Below are 21,868 nucleotides of genomic sequence, written 5' to 3'. Positions count from 1 at the left end.
TGAAGAAAATAAAAAAAAGACGTTATTCACGCCCTTCTAAAACTTCCTCGGTTTGTTCTGCCTGCTCCCCCGGCTCAATCTTGATTTCCTCAGTTTTATCAGCCGGTTTACCTATTTCAATATTAACCATTTTAGTCTTTACTGACCTTTTCTTCACCTGAGAGGTCGTTACCGCTTCAATTCCGTTAACCTGTTCCTCTGGGAATATTTCTACTTCCTCCAGGATTTCGTCCAAAGTTACTTCCTTATCACCTTCGAAAAACTTAACCCCATGCGGTGTTTTCTTTGATTCAACTCCCTCCCTGGCTATCTTGGTCTTAAACGCTTCCTTCATAAAATTGCCGTTTTTCTCGTCAAGAAAATAGCCGGGTTTTAATTCAGAAATCTCCTCGTCTTTTTCCTCATATGCCAGGACTACTCGCTTTCTAACTTCGCCGTCAGAGTCGAGATAATACTCCTCCTCAGTTTCAGGAATGTCAATAGTAAGCACCTTCGGGATGCCTTTGCATTGGTCATGGATGGGTATGGTCATGGTGCCATGTTCTTCGTGAATCGTATGAACCAGTAAATGCAGTATGTCGCCGGATTGAAACGGCTGACCACAAATGGCACAGTTTTTTTCCTCAAAGCACATATCCCCGGAGGTAACATAATAAGCCCGAACCCTATACCACTTATACGTTGTGCTACCCATTGACGGATTAGATAAATAGTCGGAATAATAAGGGTTCAAGTCGGACGATATGCGGCTCATTCGTATTCCCCTGTAGGTGTCCATACCGCTAACCGGCCCCAGGGTAAGCGATTCGCCGGTGTTGCTTACCATTAAGTTAATACCGCTGGCATGGCTAGAATGGGTTTGAATCAATAAGTCTTTTGTAGAAGTACCGTTAATGAAAATTTTGGCATATTCATTAACTGTGTCACTGGAGTCATAAAGCTCTATTTTACCTTGGTCATTGTTAGCAGCTGTTATCAGTAACGATGTTTTTCCGGATGGCCCGATAGCTTTTAAAGAGCCGCTTTGACTTAACTCAATTAAGCCTCTGTCAACACCTGGGTTACTGGTGCGAAAGGTTGATGCGTATACCTCGCCACCAACAACCTTTAAACCGTAACTGCCGGGTGTATATTGTCCCAAGTGGGTTCTTAGCGTACCGGAACCATCGTAAACCTTTAGGCCGTCCTGCTCCATCTTAACCCCGGAACCCACTCCAATTTCGCCTGACATAACCCTCATCCCGAATTTTTTGACAGTAGGCTGTAAAGTTCCGTCAAAGCCCAGCTTATAAGTCGTGTTTTCGTCTACGGGAAAGGGCATACCTGAGTTATGGGCAGCGAGTATTTCTGTGTCTGACCGGGCAATAGAGGAGATTCGCAGGTCAAAAATCGGTGCGTTGTGTGCTTGATTATAACCGTCCCATGAGCCGATAAAGACATTAGTGTCAAACCCACTAGGTAAGCAGGATGCGGTACCAGAGCTTTTCAATACTCCGTTAAGGTAAGTATATACACCGACACCGGACACCCACTTAAACGCAAAGTTATATGTGCCTGGGGTTGTTATGTCACCAAAGCCTATCGTGCTAACCGAGCCAGAGGAGTTACTAACCCACAATGCCCAGCTTAATGTGCCTATACTACGCCGAATGGAAAATTGATTCTTCTCCGCATATGGAGATTCTTGTCTTGTGACAACCGCAAAAGGCATGTTCCAATCGTTGTTCGTATTGTGTACCGTCTTAGGGTCAATGTAAACAGTCATTTCTACAGTTCCCTGCGACGCAGCCATAATGCCTGCTGTTGGTATTGATAGGTAATCCGTTTGTCGCCATCCCCACCAAGGCATATGCCATGAAGTCGGGTAAGTCCTCGGCTCAACTTGAGCACCGTCACCCCAAAGGCTGTCTCCGTTTTGCATGTCTTGACATGCTATTTCACAATAAATATTTACCACCCCCGAAGGAACGGTAAAAGTTAATGATAATCTATTCCAGCAGGTAGTAGAGGGGCATGTCGGCCCATAAGCCGCGTTGCCCACCCTATTATTGCTACTGTCAAAAAACCATACAGTTGCAACCAATGACCTGTTTGCAACATTCATCTTGGTGTAAGTTGAAAATGTGTAAGTTTGTCCTGCAGTTACAGGAATCCAACTACCATAGCAGGCCATTTGCAGGGTACAGAATTGAGTGCCGTTATATGTTGAGGTTATCTTTGCCGAAGCACTCCCCTGCCAGCTAGTAGTCGTATCCCTTACAAGAGAACCCTGGCCATATTGAAACCAGCTAGAAATACCCGATAAGTCCGTTTCAACAGTACCCTGAGACGGGGTTACCATGTTTTGCGTTGCAGTTTCAATCAAAATACCCTTACTTGCATAATATACCTTAAAGTCTAATACCCTTGTCGTTGTACTGGGATTAGGCGAGTTTTGTCTTATTCCAACAGCACCCCCAGCAAAGGACGTATCATTCGTGCTTATAACTCTTATACCATCAAACCACACTTCAATGGTACTTCCATAAAATGCGGCCTTTACCTTTTTAGCAGTGCCGCGAGGAAAGTCTATTCTTGCATAAGCTATTTCCGAACCCACACCATTAACCCGTCTGGCGACATTAATATAACCCTTGCCGTCAGCATAATCAGTATTGTCAACCAATGCCACATAGTAATAATTATTAATATCCTGGTATCTACCGGCAAGTAATCCTCTGGCAGACTGATCCGTTGTAGCCTCTAACTCGAAGTCACTTAAAACAAGTTCATTTTTTAAAAGAAAAGCCTCCGTTCCTCCGGTACAGGTCAATACACCGCTATTTATAGACCATGTTGCCGGTTTATCCCCGGTAGCAGTATATTGATCTAGTAGAACGATTCCTAATTAACATATCAATAAGCTAGTTAAATAATATAATTTCTACTAATAATTTAAATTATTTCAATATCATCCATTTTGTACTTCCAGCGGTAAACAGTAGGACAATCATTAATTTCTTTTATATATTTGTAAATTCTATCTTTTAATTCTTCTTTAGTTTTTACCCTAATAGCCCTCAGCATTGATTTAGCCATTTTGCCAAAAAATGATTCAATTAAGTTCAACCAGGATCCATGTTTTGGTGTAAAAACAAATTCAAAACGATTTGGGACAGTACTAAGATAAGCCCTTGTTTCTTTTGAAATATGAGCGGAGTGGTTGTCCAATATAATTACTATTTTCTCTATATCTTTGTAGTACTCACTTATCATTTTTAGAAACTCTACAAACTCAATACTACGATGGCGGTCTTCTACTTGAGCTAAGATATGACCTGTTACCAAATCAATACCGGCCATGAGACTAAGTGTACCATGGCGAACATATTCATAATCACGAGCAAGACATGAATACGTTCCAGGAGAAGGAGAAAGATCCGGAGCAATATTTTCTATAGCTTGAATACCGGGTTTTTCATCATATGATATATAAGCATACATTGATTGTTCATCATTTTTTGATACCATTTCAACTTCTTTATAGACATATAACACGTTAGCCATTTTTTGTTCAAATTCTGGATCCCTTTTTTCCAAGTAATATTTAATTTTATGTGGCTTAACTTTGTTTGCTGAAAGTATTTTTGATACTGTACCTTTTGCTAGATTTTGCAGGGTTGGATGGCCATTTTCTACACAATGATTTCGTGCATGTTTGGCTAATAAATCTGTTGTCCATAATTCATAGCTATATCCAAATTCCTTAGGTTTTTGGCAAGCAAGAGAAACAAGCCACGCTTTATCTTCTTTGGTTATTGTATCCGGCCTGCCTGAACGAGGAAGATCATTGAGTGCTATATCTAAGCCAAATTGTAAAATTTTATCTATATGTCGTTCTACTTTTGCACGGTTAGTCTCTAATATTCTACCAATTGAAGCTATTGTTTCTCCTTGATGATACAAGAGAAACATTTTAGCCCGTTCAATATGACTCACACTTTCTGTTCTTGAATGTATAATTTTTTCTAATCTATTTATTTCTTCTGTTGTCAAATCTAATTTTGCTCTTTGACTTATGAATGGCATAGTTTGGTCTCCCCACCTGTTATGTATTATAGGAAATTATATACCATGCCGATTTGTGGTTCAATGATAATTAAGAATTGCTCTACTAGTGTGTTAGTGTCAAAAAAATCCTGCCAAATTGGTGCAGGATTACGGGCATATTCATACCGTGGTACATTCTGGGTATACTGTACCCCCTTTGAATCAAAAGCGTCACAGCCACGGGTAAAGGTTGCATTTTGCGTTCCAAGGGAATCATACCATCCGACATGACCAGCTAAACTGCCGTTTTTATCGTAGACACGCATACCGTCGCCCGTCATCTTTGTATACCCGTTCTCGTCAACTATCTCGACCTGTCCGGTCAATAGCTGTCCGCTGGTTATCACATTTGCTGTTATACCGTTTGCATTGATATGGTTGGAGTCAATAGTTCCCGCAGCTATTTTATCAGCAACCACAGCCCCGGCTGCTATCTTTTCTGCACCCACGGAACCTGCGGCCAATTCATCGGAGCTAATAGAACCAGCGAGGATTTTCTCGCCTGTTACGCAGTTAGCTGATAGTGCCTGGGTTAGAATACTCTCAGGTACAATTAAACTGCCATCAATGACGGTCGAGTTTGGGACTGTTACATGAGTACCGTTTTTATTCAAAAAGACAACGGCATCGTCATCTGTTATATCCGGGTAGGTATTGCTGGCCTGGAAAACGTAAGGATTATTAATCAGCCAGTATACATATCTGGCGTTGGTATAACCGTTTTGTATGGCGTAGTCAACACCCTTGTAAACGATGTGAACTCCAAACCAGGAAATATAGCCAGTATAAGGGTCGTTGTCGTATACCTCAAATGCCATATTACACCACCCTTAATAAAGTAAATGTGTAGCCAGGTTTAACTTTGATTCCCCAATAGCCCCGGCCCCGATTTTCGTGCCAGTAACTGCACCGTCGCTAATATTGGCGGCAGTTACTGCATTATTGGCCAGTTTATTAGTATCAACCGCATTATCAGCAATTTTTGTGTTAGTAACCGCCCCTGTTCCTATCTTTACATCAGTAACAGCACCCGTAGCTAATGCGGTGCCATTTACAACACCGGCAGTAAATAGGTTAGCGTTATTAACTGCACCGGAAGCAATTTTACCAGCAGTTACCGCACCAGTAGCCAGTTTACCTGAGTCTACAGCAGTAGCAGCTATGGCAGCATTATTTACTACACCTGTAGCAAAGGCAGCAGAGTTACTTATGGCACCAGTGGCGATTTTACCACTGGTAACAGCATTAGCGGCTAATATCGTATTGTCTACAGCGTTAGCAGCGAGTTTACCCGTTCCTACAGCACCGTCCAATATTTTAGCGGCACTAATAGCATTATCAGCAACATGGGCAGAACCTACAGCCCCGTTTGCAATCTTAGCACCAGTTACCGCATTAGTCCCTATTTCATTTGTGCCAACAGTGCCGTCAACAAGTGTCGAGCCAGTGGTTAATTTACCAGGGGTTAACAAGGGGTAAAAGGTTCCACCTTCGTTTGTCCCGATTAAAACATCATCCAGCGTCAGGGTCGGTTTGGTGTCGCTGGTTGTAAATACAGTCGGAGTAGCCAAGGCCCAGTATATATATTTTTTATTGCTGTTACCATCCGTAATTGTATAGTCGGTGCCTTTGTAAACAACATGACAACCAACCCATGATACGGAACCTGCTACCGGCTGGTTATTATTGAAAGTAAAGCCGTCCAGTATATGATGAGCCAGGTTCAGGTCACGGCTGCCTATCCGGTTATTACCTCTACCCTCGGCCCTCTCTAATACGTCGTAGAGTAGATTAATCCGGTAATCAACATCATGTAATAGCGTTTTTAACCGGCTATCTAAAGTTTTCTCAATAGCTGTATTAATTAACTCGGCAGTATCAACGGTTGTCGCTTCAATCTCTGGCCTTTTCGTTTCCTCTACAGGCACCTCTACGATAACCTCATCGTCAGCAACAGCCCCCATGCTGGCGGTTATTTCCTCGCTAATGCGACCAATAACTTTGACCACATTATTTAGCATCTTTTCCCGTTCCTTCATTATTAACTGCTGGGTACTGGCCGGAATAACCATATTATTAAACATAGAATCCCCCTTAATACAAAAGATGTGTTTTCCAGTTCATCTTTGCCTCATTTATAGTACCGGGTGCGAGTTTATCTGCGGTAACAGCGTTAGTAGCGAGTTTAGGAGTTGAAATGGCCCCTACAGCTATTTTAGCCTCGGTCACAGCTTCGCTCGCCAGTTGCAAAGTATGGTCTAAGCCTACCAGTGTATCCGTCAGCTTACCGGCACTTAATGTACCGTCCGCATTAAACTGGCTGGCCCTATCCCATACGCCCTGCTTATCATTAACGGCTCGATTAATTTCCATTTGCTTCAAGGCTTCATCGGTTATACTTGGGGTAAAGTTACCCAGGGTAATCTCGGTATCCTCCGGTTTTAAAAGGTTTCGGTTAATCTCCAGTATTCTCGCTTCCACCAAAATCTCTAGGTTAAACTTCCTATCGATAACCCTGACCGTATCACCTAATCTTACCTTTTCGTGACCATATCCGCTTAAACTCTCCAGGTCAACAACATCCAGGCTATAGGTTACTCTTGGCATTTTTCGTTCCTGTAGGGTATCCCAGGTTTTTTGTAATAGTACCGCCGGGTCAGTTTCCTCAGAGTCCTCAAACACGCCAAAGCGATGACGGCCTGCCCTGCCCCACTGAGCGAGAGCCTGAGCATCTCCAATCCATCGTTGGCTCAAGGGTTTATCAGCCGGATTTCCGTTGGCTACGGCCCATCCTATTCCGCTGAAATCTAAACGTCTGCCGTACCCGTCACCCACCTCCACGCCTTTTCCCCTGCCATAGAGAGCAGTTACAACGCTGGTTAAATCAACCTCTCGCTCAATCTGCGAGGTGTTGCGGTCGTAGGTAAACTGCTTGCCTGTTACTGCCCCACGCCTGGCCAGTAAATCGACATACCGCTTGGTAATAGCATTGTTGGAGATAACTACTCGAAATCTCAATTCACCTTTCCATATGGCGGCAACCTTTTGAACAGCGGAAAGTGCAGATTCATAGTAAAAGTTGGTACTGTTTACCCCCAGGTCATCAACAACTCCAGGCTCCCAGCGGGTTCCCTCTAAAGCCTTAATTAACGCAATTAATGCGGTACAATCGGTAGGCCGTATATCTTCGATAAAATCATCTATAAGTTCATAAAGTACATGCTCGCAGTATGCAGTTCGGGTTAAACCCTCGCCATGAATATCTGTAATACGTTTTATCTCGAAAAGCTGCCAGTCTTTATATGGGTCTTTAAATCCCACAAGATTCCCCTCAGTAATATAACGGCTATCCTGGTGGTCTGCCGGAATAGTAAAAATAAAGGTATTCTCCCCGGTAAGTTTTTCTGTATGTACTGCATCGTAATATGGGCAAGTGGCATTTTCCTGGGAGTAGATGGCTAACAGTTTTTCTGCTGAATCAAATAAATATAGCATGATTACAACCACCTCGGTATAAAGGATACTGTTGCCGTACATACCCCGTGAGGTGCCATTGTTAAGGTATTACTCCCCGGCTGAAGTGCAATAAATTCGCTATTTTGCCAGTCCAGGTCGGACAATGCGTTACCTGTATTTATCAGCACGGCCCCTGTGGAGCAGTTAATTTCCAGAGTATCGCCTATCTGAAATGCCCTTACTACCCGAAGGTACTTACTGCCTAAAGTAACCTGCCATTCAGCGGTTGGTGCTATGAAGTTAACACTAAATTTAGGGAAACCAGTGCAGGTTCTTGTCGCGAAGTTCCGGTGTGTTGGTGTTTTTTGCGGATTCCAGGTCATCGCAGATTACCAGGTCAGGCCGGTAGGAGCCGTTTCTTTTACCACGAAGCTGTTTACCCATTGAAGCAGCCTCCACCAGTATTCCGGTTTTAGTGAGGAACGCTTCCTGGTTATCACGCTCATTCAAAGCCTTCCTCGTTGATAAGATTTCTCCAAAATCATCACGGAGTTTTTGATTGAATTTTAGCTGTAGGGAAATCCATTCGATGAACTTTTTAGCAGAGGTATCGGTTTCAGAGATAACGAGAATATATCGCCGTTTTCTAAAAACGATTTGGTGAACAGGGAAGCAGTTTGATAGGTAAGCTGACTTAGCATGGCCCCTTGGTGCGGCCCAGCCTATTCTTGCCGTGGGTTTGGTGTTGGATACTTCGTCCAGAATAGCACATAAATCCTGGTGGAAAGTTGGTGCATCCTCTATGTCAACCCCAGCAGGAATGAGATTCTGCTCGTTTTTAGGGTTACGGTTATCACTGAAATATTCATACATGAAATATAAGACATCGGCCTCAGAGCGATCAATACGCTGTAGCTTCGTTAGTTCACGGAGGTCAGCAACATATGTTTCCATCTCATTTTCATCCAAGCTCCGCATGACTTTTAGTTCTTTATAGAGTAACATTCGCTTTTCCAATATATTAAGTCGCTGTCGTCTTTGTTGCCGGTCTAACATATCAACTATCAGCCCTCCTGTGGCCCACTGTTGCCCCTGTGTGCGTAGTTAATTTCCTGGTAATGTAATTATACTAGCTCAACTAAAATGGCCCCAGTGTGGCCCTAAGTTATTTTGAAATTCTGGGAAAACTTCATATGTAGTCCTGCCCTGGTACACATTAACCACATGGTTAAGAGGCGTGGCAGGAACGTCTGGTACTGGCGGCGGGAGTTGAACCCGGCATCAAGCGATTATAAGTCACCCGTTTTACCATTAAACTACGCCAGTGTATTTAAAGGCTGTAAACATTGCTTACATCCCTTGCCTTACCGAAAAAAAGAAGCCTTTCGGCCCCTTCGTTTCTTAGCAGATGCGGTTAAATAACTTTAGTTTCTTATTGCCAGCTTAACTCATCTACAGCCCTTTGCAAATCATCCTCGCCCGGCTGGGTGTAGGTTAGTGTCTGCTGAATATTCGGGGTGCCATCGTTTTTAACATGCCCAGCCAGTCGTGCTACCACGTCCAATGGTATCTTTCGACTAACCAGTTCGTGGCAAAAAGTGTGGCGTAGCGAGTGTGCGTTTAGATGCTGGATATTTGTGAGCTTTTTATATTTCTCGATAATAGACTGTAGACTCCGGGTAGTAATGCGGCCACCAGTTTTATTTGGAAAAAGGTATTCCAGGTCAGGATTATCCTGGAGGTATCGCTTTAGCAGTTGGCGAGTATCAATGTTCAGCGGAACCTCTCGCCTCCGGCTGTGCTTGCCGTTTCTAACCGTAACCTTACCCTTCCTCTCGCAAATTTCAATGTCTGCAAGGCGAAGGTCAGCCACCTCCTGCACCCGCAGGCCGGTATGTAGCATAAGCGTGATAAGCGTTAGCTCGCGGAGGTTGCCATGTTTTCTGACAGCCCGGATAAGCAGGTTTTGTTCATTCCGGGTCAGCCATTTTGGAGCCTGTTTTACAACGGTAACAGTTTTAACGCTTGTTACCGGATTATCAGGTATTTGGCCAGCCTCACTAAGCCAACGATAAAATACTTTAAGCTGCGTTAGCATTACCTTTACTGTACCCGGCTGGTATTGCTGTATGGCCCAGTGTTTGAAGTCAGCAACGTCCAACTCCGTTATACCTCGGAGAGCTTCGATGGAATATTCTGTGGTGTAAGTTGAACTGACATCATCCCGAACCCGGTACGGCGTAACTTCGCTGGAATATTCGATAGCGTCGCTCAAAACTACGGTGTCCTGCTTGATACCTGTTAAACCTTCGTTGGGGGAATGTTGGGTATCGTTAGGACTTCGCTGGATATTGCTGGTATTCGAGATTTTAAAATTTTGTGTGAATATATCGGAGCCTTTCCCCCTGCTTCCTTGGGGGGTACGGGGGGTGGGGTGGGGGTCACCGGAAAGCCATTCAGCAAATCGCATCAGGGTATTTTTATATTGTTTTACTGTTAGTTCCGATTTCCCCGCCCATCTCAGGTTGTTTAAAAAGTTATCCATGCTGTCCTCTCCTTTTGCTGTTGGGAAATACGAGGGAATTCATCTGGCTTAAAGCCTTGATTCATGCGGCTTCAGCCATGCACATTATACGATTCCTCTCGTATTTCATCAAGCAAATATGAGTGAGTGACAGCAGAATGATTAGTCAGTTATTTACTGGCCTGGTAGACGGCCAAGTTCCTTCTGTAGCTGTTCGATTTCTTCCTCGATAGCTTCGTTACTTCGATTATCCTCGATTTTGGCCTCGATGTGGTGAACATCGGTTAGCTTTCCGCGATTCTTGAGCACGAGTTCTAACGCCTTCAAACGGCTATGGTCTGAGCGGCCCTTGCGAACCATGCCCTTTAATGTAGAATAAGCCTCAGCAACGAAGTCCTCCATCAATTGTTCGGCCAGTTCGTTTTGGTACGCCACAAACGCCTTGTCGTGCTTCCAACGGTAAAGCGTTCTCTGGCTTACTCCTACGTGTTCAGCGATTTGTGCCAGTGACATCTCGTGGTAGTCGTTACCTGCGAGTATTTCTGCCGCTCGCTTCTGAGCTAGGTTCAGCGGGTATTTTCTAGCCATCGAATCATCACCTCCTTAACTATAACTTCAATTGATGCCATCGAAATTTTCCTGTTATTATCGCGTCATACGCCCGGCACAGTAGCTCAACGAAACCATCGAAGCCCTGGGAAATATCATCAAACATAACGCCCCTAAGTTGAACTTGGGGAGCAACAGTTTCCAGCTAACTTCAGCGACATAGACGGCTCTATCGCCATCCACTATAACTTTAAGTAAGAGTGGCAAAGTTCAACGACACTGTCAACCCCATCGAAAGCCCGACGTACACCACGATGCTTGCAACAACGGCATAACAAAAGGATGTGAGTATTAGTCACACCCTTCAAGAAGTAGGCCGTCCAAACAATGGACACCCTTATCCGGTTTATTCTCGTCATGCAACCCTCAACGATGACCGCCGTAGTATTCCGGTCAAGTCTAACGATACTCCTACGAAATTCATCGTGCCAGCCGTGCCACCATCAACAGCAATCAGTATACCTTGCAAAGTGCCACCCTCAAAGATAAGTGGCATAGAAGGCCGTGCCATTCACACGACAACAAACGTTGAGCCTCGCCAGTTCAACGACCCTGTGCCACCAACGATGATAAACGATAAACCTCGTTTGCTCAGTGACCTTGGCCACCCTCGACAAAAACAGCTATGCCACGGTAGCTTATCGACTTTGGCCACACTCGCCAACAAACGATAACACCACGTTAGCTTATCGAACTTGGCCGCTCCCGACGACAAGCGGTATACATCGAATAGCTCATGCCACCTTCGAAAGCACCACATCTACTCAGCTACCTTGGCCACCTATGATAGCAAACTATGTTAACCTCGCCCGCCAACGATTTTGACCGCCCAATGAAAAATATCCCGGTAGCAGTACCAGGATGGATTATGTTATATTAACTTTGGCGAGTATCGCTGTGTTCGCGATATGGGCGATGTTAGCGATATTGCCAACGGCGTAAGCCATCGTAACACCTCGCAAGCCACAGCAACCATCGCACCCTCGTCCAGTATAAGTCTACGATAAAAAAAGTAAGGCCGCCCAGATGATAGCTTGGCCGCCACTTCGTTTTACTTCCTTACGGTGTATGGGTGATGCAAGATGTAGCAGTTAAGGCGAGGTAACAGTGTTATCGTTAGTATCGTTAGTATCGTTAGTATCGTTATATCACTATTACAGTTATTAATATATTATTATATACACTGTTATATTATTATATATATTACTGTTATTATATTAATAGAGATATAGTTTGTAGGAAGCTGGCCCCCGTGTAGAGGAAATTTTCCCCCGTGCTTGTATTCTTATGGCCGTAGTATAAGATCAACCAGTTCTGGCCAAACATACTGTTAACCTCGTCTGCTTGACAGCTCTGGCCGCACCCCAAATAAATATATCCCGGTAGTAGTACCAGGATGAATCTATGCTTTGGCGAGGGTCGCTGTATTGCGATAGTAGCGATACTAACGATGATATACGATATATACAGTATAATACAGTAATAACGATATATACGATATTAACGATATATTATCATGTATTATATTTATATCGTTATATTTATTATAATAATATTATTATATATATTATAGCGTTATTGTTTGTACGCAATTTTTACACATACCTATCTCTTAGCCGTTGGTCTTATAAAAAACCTTAAAGAGAGAGGGATGGCTGGCCAGGCCGCCCGCGAATATTCAGTTTTTAACTTTAATTATACATATTGGCCGTTGCGTTATCAAACCCGTTTTAACCGGATACCTTTAATACAAGCTCAAGCATTAAGTTAGCCTCGGTTTATTTGCCCGATATAATAGGCTGGACTTATGCTTATTCACTTATATAGTGGTTCAATGGGCGTTAGTTACAAGCTCTTATGTGAGATATTTTCGATATTTTGGTCGTTAGATTTTTAATACTCGTTTTAACTATAGCCCTTTTATACAAGCTCGGACATTAAGTCCGCCCCGGATTATTTTCCGATATAGTGGGCTGGACTTATGCTCGCTCACTTATATAGTCGGGCTATTAGGCGTATGATACAAGTTTAATATGCGGTATTTTCGATATTCTGGTAGATATTTTTTATAACACCGTTTTAACTCGGATACCTTCTATACAAGCTCAAGCACTAAGTCAACCTCGATTTATTTGTCCGATATAATAGACTGGACTTATGCTTTATACCCTTATAGTCGGCTGTAATCGTAGGATACAAGTCTTTATATGAAAAAAATATTGGCATACCTCACACGTTTAAGGTAACGGAGATCGGCTGTAAGCCAATACCTTCCGACACTTGAGTTCCGTCTGTACCGCCAGCGGTTGGGGTCGTGTAAACGTGAATATAAGCCATAATTAATAATTCCTCCCTAAAATTAAAAGTAGGGGACACTATGTCCCCATCCTTAAGGTTAGGTATGGCGTGTATTTACAAGTTGCTGTGAAACGAAAAAAAAGCCGAGGGTTAATCGCCCACCATTTGTATAGTAAACATATAAAAAACCCGGCTAAAGATTTCTCTTTAACCGTACCTGTTACTACTCACTGCAGAATTTGAATTCTTCAGTAAGATTTTTATATACTATTTTCCTGGCATCCCTTGCCAACCGAGGAGACTGCCTTCCCAGTTCCACCAAGCGAAAGTTATTCAGCGAGCCGCTTCTCTTTTTTGCAGTGATTTATTCCGATAAATTTGCAGAATTGTTTCCTATTATGTGGGGGCCAGACTCCGTGGAGAAATTAGGAAAACCATCTTTTTGTTCTTCCTAATTTCGACCCGAGCAGATGCTACTACTTCGGCATGTGACGGTGAAAATCTTTCCCGCGAAGTGACAATACCGAATTGGGAAAATGGCAATTGGAAAGTACACAACCAGGCATGGCGCAGCGAACCCTTGAGATGGTGCCCATATACTGGCTGATTAGTCCAACAGTTGCTTCTCCAGAGTTTTATTGCTGAATTGATATCCTTTATATCCTTTAGGTTGGCTGAAATCCCTGATAAATGAATTGTTATCTATGGCTAATTCAGTTGTTATTGTAGTATAACTTAAATTTTTACATTATATTACCCAGGTTTCGCACTAAGGGATCATTAAACTGGGAACCACTGCCAAACCTTATTCTTTAAAATTATCCTTAAACCATTTCTCAATATGATAAGAAAAATTGATTGCTGAATTAATAACCTCTATTAATTCAAGTGGATGTGGTAAGTTAAACAGATTAACCAATACATCAATAGTGTTAGGAATATTCGTCCCATTCCAATGGCGTATACCAATAGGCTGCAACCTTTGTTCTGAGATAGTTAGGTCGCCAAGTTCTCTCTGTAATTTTTGGGGAGACATCTTTTTGCCATTTTTAGCTAACAGCCAGGCTGCTAAATTAAGCACAAGCATAGCCAATACTTTTAAAAAGCAATAGGCATCTACTCTTTCAGGATTGCGAAGGAATACTTGTTGTAAATCAAGAGAACCCTTCAAAAACCTAAAACTGATTTCGATGTCGTTCCTACCACGATAGCGGGTAAGCAGTTCATTAGCATCAACCTTCTCTTTGTCATGGTTGGTTAAAAGCACAAAGATACCGTCGGTTTTCTCAAGCTCCGGAATTATAGCTTCATCTTTTGACCAGGACATAACAATAGCATTATGTTGATTTAGTTTAATTGTTACATTAAACAGCCTACGCATTTCAGGCTGCCCTTTAAAAATATTATCTACTGCTTTTTCACAGGCTTCCTTCGTAATTAAGTTACGTTTGTTGAGCTTACCATTTAGTTCTACTAATGCATCTTCTGTGCTGGTTATACGCTTTTGACGACGCTCTTGTTCCTTAGGTTTTTTGTTTAAATCACAATAAATAACCGCCCTTATAGTATGTGTCGCAAATATTCGCTTACTTTTTTTGAGTTGCTTTTTGTTCTTACTACCCTCTGAGGGAGGCTCAAGTTTTACCTTAAACGTATATTTTGTCTCTAACGCCTCGTAGTGTCTGGGTAGATTTCTTTCTATTTCTTTCTTAGAGCGATAGTCAATAGTAGCAAAATCATCTTTTTTAGCCTCATTTAATTGCTCTAAGACCCAATTTTTTGATAGCTCATCCTTGAGTGGACCTATAAAAAAGGCCTTTTGGTTGCTATTAGTAAGCATCAAATGCATATTATCTTGGGTTAGGATACCACGATCAATAATCATCTCAAATTCTTGGTCATCGGTAATCTCTTTAACCTTCTCGAATGAACGCTCAAAAGTCGCACCGCCTTGAACATTACCGGAATCAATTGATGATGTTACCGGCAAAGATGCACCAGAGGCTATCGTAAGATTAAGGATTAATTGTTTTAAACCCGGTAGACCACCATACCCGTATTGAACTTTATCGTTATCCTCCATAACACCAGAGACTGGAATGGAGGATGTGTCATTGTAAAAAGTGTTAAGTGGAACTCCAAATTTCTTGGATGCTGATAAAACAATATCCTGCAATACATTAGCCATATATTTTGCATTTGAGTTTATAGCGTCAAGGGCTCTACCCATTTTGTCATCATTAAATTTTTCGGACGGTATACCGAGTATTGTTTCGACTTGCCAGTTTTCACAAGCTTCTTCAAATTTATATAAACGGGTGAGATCTTTATTTCTGCCCAGCATGTCGCCAACCATTATTTCACATGCCAAACCAGTACTTACCCGACATTTAGAACCGTTGGCTCTGTCTTCACGTAGATGCTCATAAGTAACATATTCTTCGCCTATAAAGTTGTCAATTATTTTACCGATGCCCAGGCTTCTTGCTAAAAAGACACCGATAAGTACTGCACCTGAGGGATCTGCCTTCGGAACTTCTACTTTTAATTTGGGCATTATCTTCATCAATATTTCGGGGGGTAATTTAGCTAGTTGTTCTAAAATAGGTTGTAAGTCCATGACGATCCCTCACTAATATTTATTCTTATTAGTGATAATTCGACACAAAAAACAGAGATCCTTCCAGTTTATGGATCAGTTTTTTTTATGGTTGTAATTAATATTATTTATGCTCCACTATTTTACAGGTTTAGATTTTTATCTTGCGGAAGGTGGGATATTATATTATATTATTTGTCAATATATTGAAGTGGGGATACTTAAGTTGCTGGATCTACAATATTTAGCAGTTTTTCGTAATCTATCGAGTCAGTTTTGGCATAAGCCCAATAACTCGGTCTTTCTGGTTTTCTAAGAGGAGCACCAACTCCATCCGACCATTTTTTATAAGCAAAATAAGAATTAAGATTACGCTTACATATTGTTATTAAAAAGCCGTCCGTATTTAATACATAATTACCTTCCTTATCTCTTGGGGTATTTACCCAATCACCGCCCTGCGTATTTTCTTTTTGATTTAAACTAATCTTGTGCCTTTTATCCCATTCAGCAAATATATAAACGTTTTTTTTAAATAGTCCGGCTCCTTTTCTTTTTCGAATCCAACTTCCCGAAAAGTCCTCTGCCCCCCAACACCGTCAGTAATATTGACAATTCCTTTATAAATCTCATCAGATAGTGTTTTAAACTTAGAATCGTCCTTCTTTAAATCTATCTTATTGCCATCCACATAAACAGTTATTTTTGTAAAAGGCGGCGGAACGAATTTATTACCGGTGACTGCCTCCTTCTGATTAGAATGCTGGTTTTGACACCCGATAATGGGAATTAATAATATAACTAAAGCCAATATGATTAAAAATTTTTTTGTCATTGAAATTAATCCTCCAACTTTGTAGAGAGTCAACCCCAGGGCAATCGCATACGAAAAATTAAGTGCCGGTATATCAACGGTTACATGGTTTATACAATATTTGGCTAGACCCTGCAGCCCAGTAGTTTCTAGCGGACATATTGTGGATGCGATTGCCCTGGAGTCAACCCCCAAAGGGGTTGACTCTCACATTTATTGTTCTTCAAATTAATACTCTTCGACCTCGCCGGTGTACGCATTAACGTATACATAAGCATTATCGCCTATTTTGACACGCCATGCCGGTTCCACGATCTGCTGGTCATGTATAAATGATTTACTGAAGTAGACTAATTCTGGATCTGTGGGATTAATCTCCTCGCTGATTGTGTATATTTTATTAGCGTTCTCCTTTGCACTATCTAAAGCCTGTTCAGATGAAATTATATTCTTTCTTTCAGTATCGTTACTTTTTATGTTTCCGTCATCATTACCTTGTATATCTCTCCACAATCTATAATAATTAGATACACCATCTTTGTCTATTCTCAGCCTTATGCTGTCGCCATTGTATCCATCAACCATCATACCATTCAGTGTGCGTTTGTATTCAACCTGATAACCTATTGTTTCTGTTTTGCCGGTGGTATCGTTGGACACATCAATAAATGTTTTCTCCAAGGGCCGTATCTTGGAAACAATAGCGTCAGATGGCTTTCCTCCATGTGATTGAATAAATTGTTCGGCTTTATCAATGGCCTCGTCAGTCCCAAAATCGATTGTCCCTTCCGAAAACTCTGTTGAATATAATACGGCTCCCGATGTCTTATTTATTTCCAGTCTAGAACCCGCCAGACCTTGAACCAAAAGGTTGCCGTTATTATCTTTATTATTTATCAGTTTCCCTTCGCTATTATAAACCATGTCAATAACCGAATCTTCGTTTGAATCTTCATCTTTAGAATCCGTGGACTCTTGAACCAAAATATTGCCATTATTATCATTATTTATTGTCTGTTTCCCTTTGCTATCATGAACCATGTTTATAACCGAATCCTCTTCGTCTGAATCTTCGTCTTTAGAGCCCGCCGACCCGACCAACAAAACATTTCTAATACTATCTTGCCTTTTTGTAAGTTCCCCTTGATCATCAAAAAACATGTTAACAATTGAATCTTCGTCAAGTTCTTCTGGTTTTACAGTATAACTAGCTAAACAAGATAAATTATTTGTTACTGAGTTGCTTTTTTCTAAATCATATACATGATTTGTTACTGAGTTGCTGTTTACCGCCCTAAATATTTCCTCGGAAGGATCACCGTATTGATACTGGTAAATATCTGGTTCACCTTCGGTATCTGATCCGACATCACCTTGACCCCATAGATGATCAAGCCTGTTGTCTTTATGCACAATTATACCCCAATTGGTATTATTAGTATCTTCATTAGCGTTTATCCAAGAGCTCCAAATAGATTGTTCATCACCAGTACAAGCATTAGAAAAAAATCTTTCGGCAACAAGCTCATCAGACCCAGTCCCAGGTGATGAATCCATATAACCATAGATACCATGTGCCCTACAAGGTGTACCCAATAATGTTTTAGCCCATTCTACTCCATCTTCATCATCTCTGTTGGCAACACTGCAGCAACCCAATATTATCCATTCCAAATCCATATTCCATGCGGAATTGGAGCTGTATGTATCGGGGTCATAAGAGCTGCCGATATCACTAGCATATACCTCATCATCATCTAAAACCATGTGGTCCGAATAACCATGTCCCATGAAGTAAAGCAAATCACTTTGGTTTGCTTGTGGAATATTATCGCCATCTTTAAAATCGCCTAGAGAAACCCCAATGGCAGTTCTGTCAGTCGGATTATAATCATCGCCTGTACCATCAGGATTAGGTTCAACCTCATATTGTGTCGTTTCCCAATCTAACTCATCTTCTAAATAATCATCAAAATAGTTGGCATCTCCGAACATCAAATTTGGGAGATACTGATCCTCATAATCCCCAACGGCTAAAACCGAGTACTCGTAAGCCAAGGCTACGCCTACCGGGGAATAAACTGAAATTAGGAGCACTAATACAGAAATCAATATCTTTTTCATACTTACACCCTCTCTTAAAGTACTTCGATTATCTTTAAATATCTTCGTTTATCTTAGATTTTCACTTTATGTTAAGATAGCCCATCTCTTGTTATTTACATCAATGCATAATTGTGGATGACGATACGCAACTTTACCCAAGACCGAGTGAGGTCCTTTGTTCTAATGTCTGAGCATGGTGAACTCAGTATTACTAAATGGGTTAACAAGCTTAAGCATGATTCTCTGCTTTGTGCAATGATAGGTGTACCCCCCGGGATGTTCCTGATGTTGGTAAACATTATGATATTATAATAGGATGTGGTTAGAGAAGCCTGAAGTTTCTCAAGACCGCCAGGATTCTCTCCACCCCTTCAAGCGCAAGCCCCGCAAGAAGCTTGGCAAGAATCAAAAACAACCTCCACGCCACCCAGGGATTATTCAATAACTTGTTGATCTGGCTCTGCAGGATAAAATCTTCGAAAATAGACCTGAAAGGCTGAATCAACAGATTTTTGCTAAAGTTGTAGTTGAGCCTTCGCTCAGGCTGGCTTGTTGGGTGATACAAGTAAGCTTGCTATATTCGGAGATGGTACTTGTATCAATAGTGGTGGCAGTCCCTTCGGTATTAAGGTTTGTGACTGTAAATCTAAAGACATTAATAATTGCTACTGTCACCGGAGGTTCTCTGATCCGGAGACCCGTCATGGCTGGGACAGTTATTATGAACAATGGTTTTATTGTCACTGCGGTTATTTCTTATTCGTTTATAACAAGGATTTTAAAATGGATCTTCCCATTTACCATCAAGCTATTTTTTCTCAAAGTAGCTTTTTTCATTTTGTTGACAGCACTCCTGGACAGAATAGAATATTGTGAATTTTTAATGACCTTATGGTATAATAACATTAATAGTGGTTCAGGCTAGGTTACTGTGGGCACTCCGTTGCAAGTTGTTCCCAATTTACCTACCGAGCTACTATTATTTTTCCCCATTTAGGTGGGTACCGTGGCATTTTTTGATATTGAATCATTTTATCACCTCCTTAACTTAATATAATATAAACCATGTGAATTTGCTAAAATAACGCTATTTAACCAATATAGTAGTTAAAAGACTATTCACAAAATACATCCACGTTAATATAGGATAAGATTAATCATTATATTAAAATCATGCCTTACATCCCTTACACAAGAAATAATTTCCCGAAACTTTCCTGGACAGTCACACTTAATACCTTTACTAGCTGCGAGTGTATTTGGCACAGCATTACAAACAAAACATTAAACTAACTAACCACTATTTATATACATTTATAAGCCGTTAGTTTAATTATTTAATATTTATTTTAAGTTACTAATATTTGGCCGTGCACCCAAGTAAAAATTTATCATTATTTGTTTCATTTTGCAATAGGAGATACTAGCGGGAGTTTACGAATTATTAGAAACAGATCCCTTCTATGCCAGCAATCACAAGGCATCGGAGGGATAAAAGTGTATTACCCACCAAGTGCATACTTCCCTATATCTAAAACCTCTAATAATCTCTTTTCTTCAGCAGATATTTTCGTTAATGAAAAACACTCCCTGTCCTTTTTTGAATTACCCTTCTTTGGATAAACGGTAATAACCTGTTTAATATCAGATAATCTTGACAGCATTTTGTTTATACTCATTTTAAGGCCATTTTCATGCAGAACGCGGTTTAACAAACAACAAAGTCTTAAGGCCAGCACGCAATAGAAAGCATGAACTTTAATTTTTTGATCAGTCCAATGATGTATTGGACGAAAACCTAAAAATGTAGTGTCTTTCATTTGCCTAAAATCGTCTTCTATATGATATTGTGATCTGTATGTGGAGATTATCTTATCATTTGGCCAATCATGATTATCCGTAAATAAGACTGTCTTGCCAAGAAAATGTTCTTTAACATAGTTAAATTGTTTGATATTAATAGAAAAATCAAGATGAGCAAGACCATCTTGTTCATATATCTGAACATCGAAAATATCACTCATAAACTCGCCGTGAAGAATAGTGGCAACATTTTTTTGTACAGATGTAACCGTGGGCTTACGCCCTTTTGTAGTTACACCGGCAACACGATCAAGTAATGATTTCTGCAGTACTCGTAACTTAAGAGTACATTTTTCAATATTAATTGCAATGCTCTGCATCTGTCCGGCAAATAACTCAGGATTGCAAACCACTAAAACTGTCATTTCCCGGTTATAAACGGAAAGCGTAGTCCGGTATGCCTTAACATTTCTAAAATTATCACTGTTAACCGACTCGTATTCTTGAATTGGAATATCAAGCAAGGATTTATTTTGAGAAAGCCTAAGAGAACCTACAACATTAAAAGCAAATTCACCGCTCATAACAAGATCCATATTATTTAGAGAATTGTTTCCCTTATCAAAAACAAGGGTTGCATTTCCCGGTTTACCGCAAATATTAATATAGCGGTTCTTAAGTTTCTCAATAACTGCCTTAAACTCAACAGAGTCGTTGTCATTGCCCGGATAAACATCATAAAAAAGAGGGACATTGAAATCGGGAGTAACCATCATTGCTAAACCGACAATCTTCAAATCAGACCTCTTTTCCTTGCTGTGGCCCCGTTGTGGTAACTTATCGGCTGATAACGTATCAATATATGTAAAAAAGTTGGTTGCATCGTAAATAAGCAAATCGGTAGAAAGATTATATTTATCAACGATAAGTTGCGTAAATTCATTTTCAAAACTCTCAATAGCTGAGTCAGATAATAAACTCATATTATCCCAGAATCTTTGACTTGTTAATGATTGTTTTGGAGCAGGCAGCATTCTATAAAGCATTGTTTTATCATACCATTCACCAATTTGGAACTTGCTAACAGGTTTAACGACCCTGTTTATAGCAGCCAGCAGCATATATTCTCCGACACTTAACCCTTGTTCGCGTTTGGGAGCATACTTATCAATTATTTCAATAACACCGAGCTGCTTGGCAATATCATACAAAGCACACACGGTGCCAAACTCTAAAACAATACTGTACTTGGGATTTTCCAAATCAGATTTGCCTTCAACAGCCTTGGCAATATCCTCGGCACGTCCAAGATATTTTTGCCGGACAATTCTTGGCTTACCGTTAACTCGGGCAGACTCTACCAGATAGTAATAAAATTGATTTTTTTTCTTCTTTTTAATGATCGAAGCCATGGAAACCTCCCTTTATTATGGTAGGGTAATACATAACTTCGACACTTATGCATAAAATTCCTGCATACATCAATAAAGTCTTTGAAATTAAGCATTTCATAACCAAAAAACATGTCTAAAATGTTAAATATGAGTTATGCGGTAGGGTAATACACTTT

Annotated in this window: 14 protein-coding genes and 1 tRNA gene; all 15 read right to left on the bottom strand. The window is 40.9% G+C overall.

Annotated features, from left to right (window positions below; all coding sequences use genetic code 11):
- Positions 1-22: 22 nt before the first annotated feature.
- Positions 23-2,812, bottom strand: a complete 2,790-nt coding sequence (locus DTOX_RS09100) for a LamG-like jellyroll fold domain-containing protein (protein WP_015757407.1) — start codon at positions 2,810-2,812, stop codon at positions 23-25.
- A 122-nt stretch (positions 2,813-2,934) separates the two neighbouring features.
- The gene (locus tag DTOX_RS09095) at positions 2,935-4,068 is read right to left on the bottom strand and encodes an IS630 family transposase (RefSeq protein WP_015756644.1); all 1,134 of its coding nucleotides are present in this window, start codon (positions 4,066-4,068) and stop codon (positions 2,935-2,937) included.
- A gap of 26 nt (positions 4,069-4,094) precedes the next feature.
- Positions 4,095-4,907 (bottom strand): hypothetical protein, encoded by an 813-nt coding sequence (locus DTOX_RS09090; protein WP_015757406.1) that lies wholly within the window; start codon positions 4,905-4,907, stop codon positions 4,095-4,097.
- 12 nt (positions 4,908-4,919) lie between these two features.
- The gene (locus DTOX_RS21430) at positions 4,920-6,173 is read right to left on the bottom strand and encodes a hypothetical protein (RefSeq protein ID WP_015757405.1); all 1,254 of its coding nucleotides are present in this window, start codon (positions 6,171-6,173) and stop codon (positions 4,920-4,922) included.
- 10 nt (positions 6,174-6,183) lie between these two features.
- Positions 6,184-7,584, bottom strand: coding sequence for a phage tail spike protein (locus DTOX_RS09080; RefSeq protein ID WP_015757404.1), 1,401 nt, complete (start codon positions 7,582-7,584; stop codon positions 6,184-6,186).
- Positions 7,585-7,586: 2 nt separating this feature from the next.
- A complete protein-coding gene (locus DTOX_RS25280; RefSeq protein ID WP_083773403.1) occupies positions 7,587-7,928 on the bottom strand; it encodes a phage distal tail protein in 342 nt (113 codons plus the stop codon).
- Entirely contained in the window at positions 7,858-8,601 is a 744-nt protein-coding gene (locus tag DTOX_RS09075; RefSeq protein WP_015757403.1) for a hypothetical protein, read from the bottom strand. Before DTOX_RS09075 ends, DTOX_RS25280 begins: the two co-directional genes overlap by 71 nt.
- Positions 8,602-8,796: 195 nt before the next feature.
- Positions 8,797-8,871: transfer RNA gene (locus DTOX_RS09070), tRNA-Ile, on the bottom strand.
- A gap of 106 nt (positions 8,872-8,977) precedes the next feature.
- Positions 8,978-10,090, bottom strand: coding sequence for a tyrosine-type recombinase/integrase (locus tag DTOX_RS09065; RefSeq protein ID WP_015757402.1), 1,113 nt, complete (start codon positions 10,088-10,090; stop codon positions 8,978-8,980).
- Between the two features lie 153 nt (positions 10,091-10,243).
- The gene (locus DTOX_RS09060) at positions 10,244-10,657 is read right to left on the bottom strand and encodes a phBC6A51 family helix-turn-helix protein (protein ID WP_015757401.1); all 414 of its coding nucleotides are present in this window, start codon (positions 10,655-10,657) and stop codon (positions 10,244-10,246) included.
- Positions 10,658-12,907: 2,250 nt separating this feature from the next.
- Positions 12,908-13,054 (bottom strand): hypothetical protein, encoded by a 147-nt coding sequence (locus tag DTOX_RS22935; RefSeq protein ID WP_015757398.1) that lies wholly within the window; start codon positions 13,052-13,054, stop codon positions 12,908-12,910.
- Positions 13,055-13,781: 727 nt separating this feature from the next.
- Positions 13,782-15,596 carry an IS1634 family transposase gene (locus tag DTOX_RS09055; RefSeq protein ID WP_015757397.1) on the bottom strand — a complete coding sequence of 605 codons (1,815 nt, stop codon included), beginning with the start codon at positions 15,594-15,596 and terminating at the stop codon, positions 13,782-13,784.
- 457 nt (positions 15,597-16,053) lie between these two features.
- On the bottom strand, positions 16,054-16,584 hold the full coding sequence (locus tag DTOX_RS21425) for a hypothetical protein (RefSeq protein ID WP_015757396.1): 531 nt from the start codon (positions 16,582-16,584) through the stop codon (positions 16,054-16,056).
- Between the two features lie 33 nt (positions 16,585-16,617).
- The gene (locus DTOX_RS09045) at positions 16,618-18,513 is read right to left on the bottom strand and encodes a DUF6345 domain-containing protein (RefSeq protein WP_015757395.1); all 1,896 of its coding nucleotides are present in this window, start codon (positions 18,511-18,513) and stop codon (positions 16,618-16,620) included.
- Positions 18,514-19,997: 1,484 nt separating this feature from the next.
- The gene (locus DTOX_RS09035; RefSeq protein ID WP_015756032.1) at positions 19,998-21,710 is read right to left on the bottom strand and encodes an IS1634 family transposase; all 1,713 of its coding nucleotides are present in this window, start codon (positions 21,708-21,710) and stop codon (positions 19,998-20,000) included.
- Between the last annotated feature and the right edge of the window lie 158 nt (positions 21,711-21,868).

It is taken from the genome of Desulfofarcimen acetoxidans DSM 771 (genome assembly GCF_000024205.1).
In the GTDB taxonomy this organism is placed as follows: domain Bacteria; phylum Bacillota; class Desulfotomaculia; order Desulfotomaculales; family Desulfofarciminaceae; genus Desulfofarcimen; species Desulfofarcimen acetoxidans.
Note: the sequence above shows the minus strand (reverse complement) of the source record. Positions and strands in the feature narration are given on the sequence as shown.

Excerpts from the sequence above, each read along its gene's own strand:
- DTOX_RS09065 (WP_015757402.1), bottom strand. The coding sequence starts at position 10,090 with ATGGATAACTTTTTAAACAACCTGAGATGGGCGGGGAAATCGGAACTA.
- DTOX_RS25280 (WP_083773403.1), bottom strand. The coding sequence starts at position 7,928 with ATGACCTGGAATCCGCAAAAAACACCAACACACCGGAACTTCGCGACA.
- DTOX_RS09055 (WP_015757397.1), bottom strand. The coding sequence starts at position 15,596 with ATGGACTTACAACCTATTTTAGAACAACTAGCTAAATTACCCCCCGAA.
- DTOX_RS09090 (WP_015757406.1), bottom strand. The coding sequence starts at position 4,907 with ATGGCATTTGAGGTATACGACAACGACCCTTATACTGGCTATATTTCC.
- DTOX_RS09045 (WP_015757395.1), bottom strand. The coding sequence starts at position 18,513 with ATGAAAAAGATATTGATTTCTGTATTAGTGCTCCTAATTTCAGTTTAT.
- DTOX_RS21430 (WP_015757405.1), bottom strand. The coding sequence starts at position 6,173 with ATGTTTAATAATATGGTTATTCCGGCCAGTACCCAGCAGTTAATAATG.
- DTOX_RS09095 (WP_015756644.1), bottom strand. The coding sequence starts at position 4,068 with ATGCCATTCATAAGTCAAAGAGCAAAATTAGATTTGACAACAGAAGAA.
- DTOX_RS09080 (WP_015757404.1), bottom strand. The coding sequence starts at position 7,584 with ATGCTATATTTATTTGATTCAGCAGAAAAACTGTTAGCCATCTACTCC.
- DTOX_RS09060 (WP_015757401.1), bottom strand. The coding sequence starts at position 10,657 with ATGGCTAGAAAATACCCGCTGAACCTAGCTCAGAAGCGAGCGGCAGAA.
- DTOX_RS09035 (WP_015756032.1), bottom strand. The coding sequence starts at position 21,710 with ATGGCTTCGATCATTAAAAAGAAGAAAAAAAATCAATTTTATTACTAT.
- DTOX_RS09075 (WP_015757403.1), bottom strand. The coding sequence starts at position 8,601 with ATGTTAGACCGGCAACAAAGACGACAGCGACTTAATATATTGGAAAAG.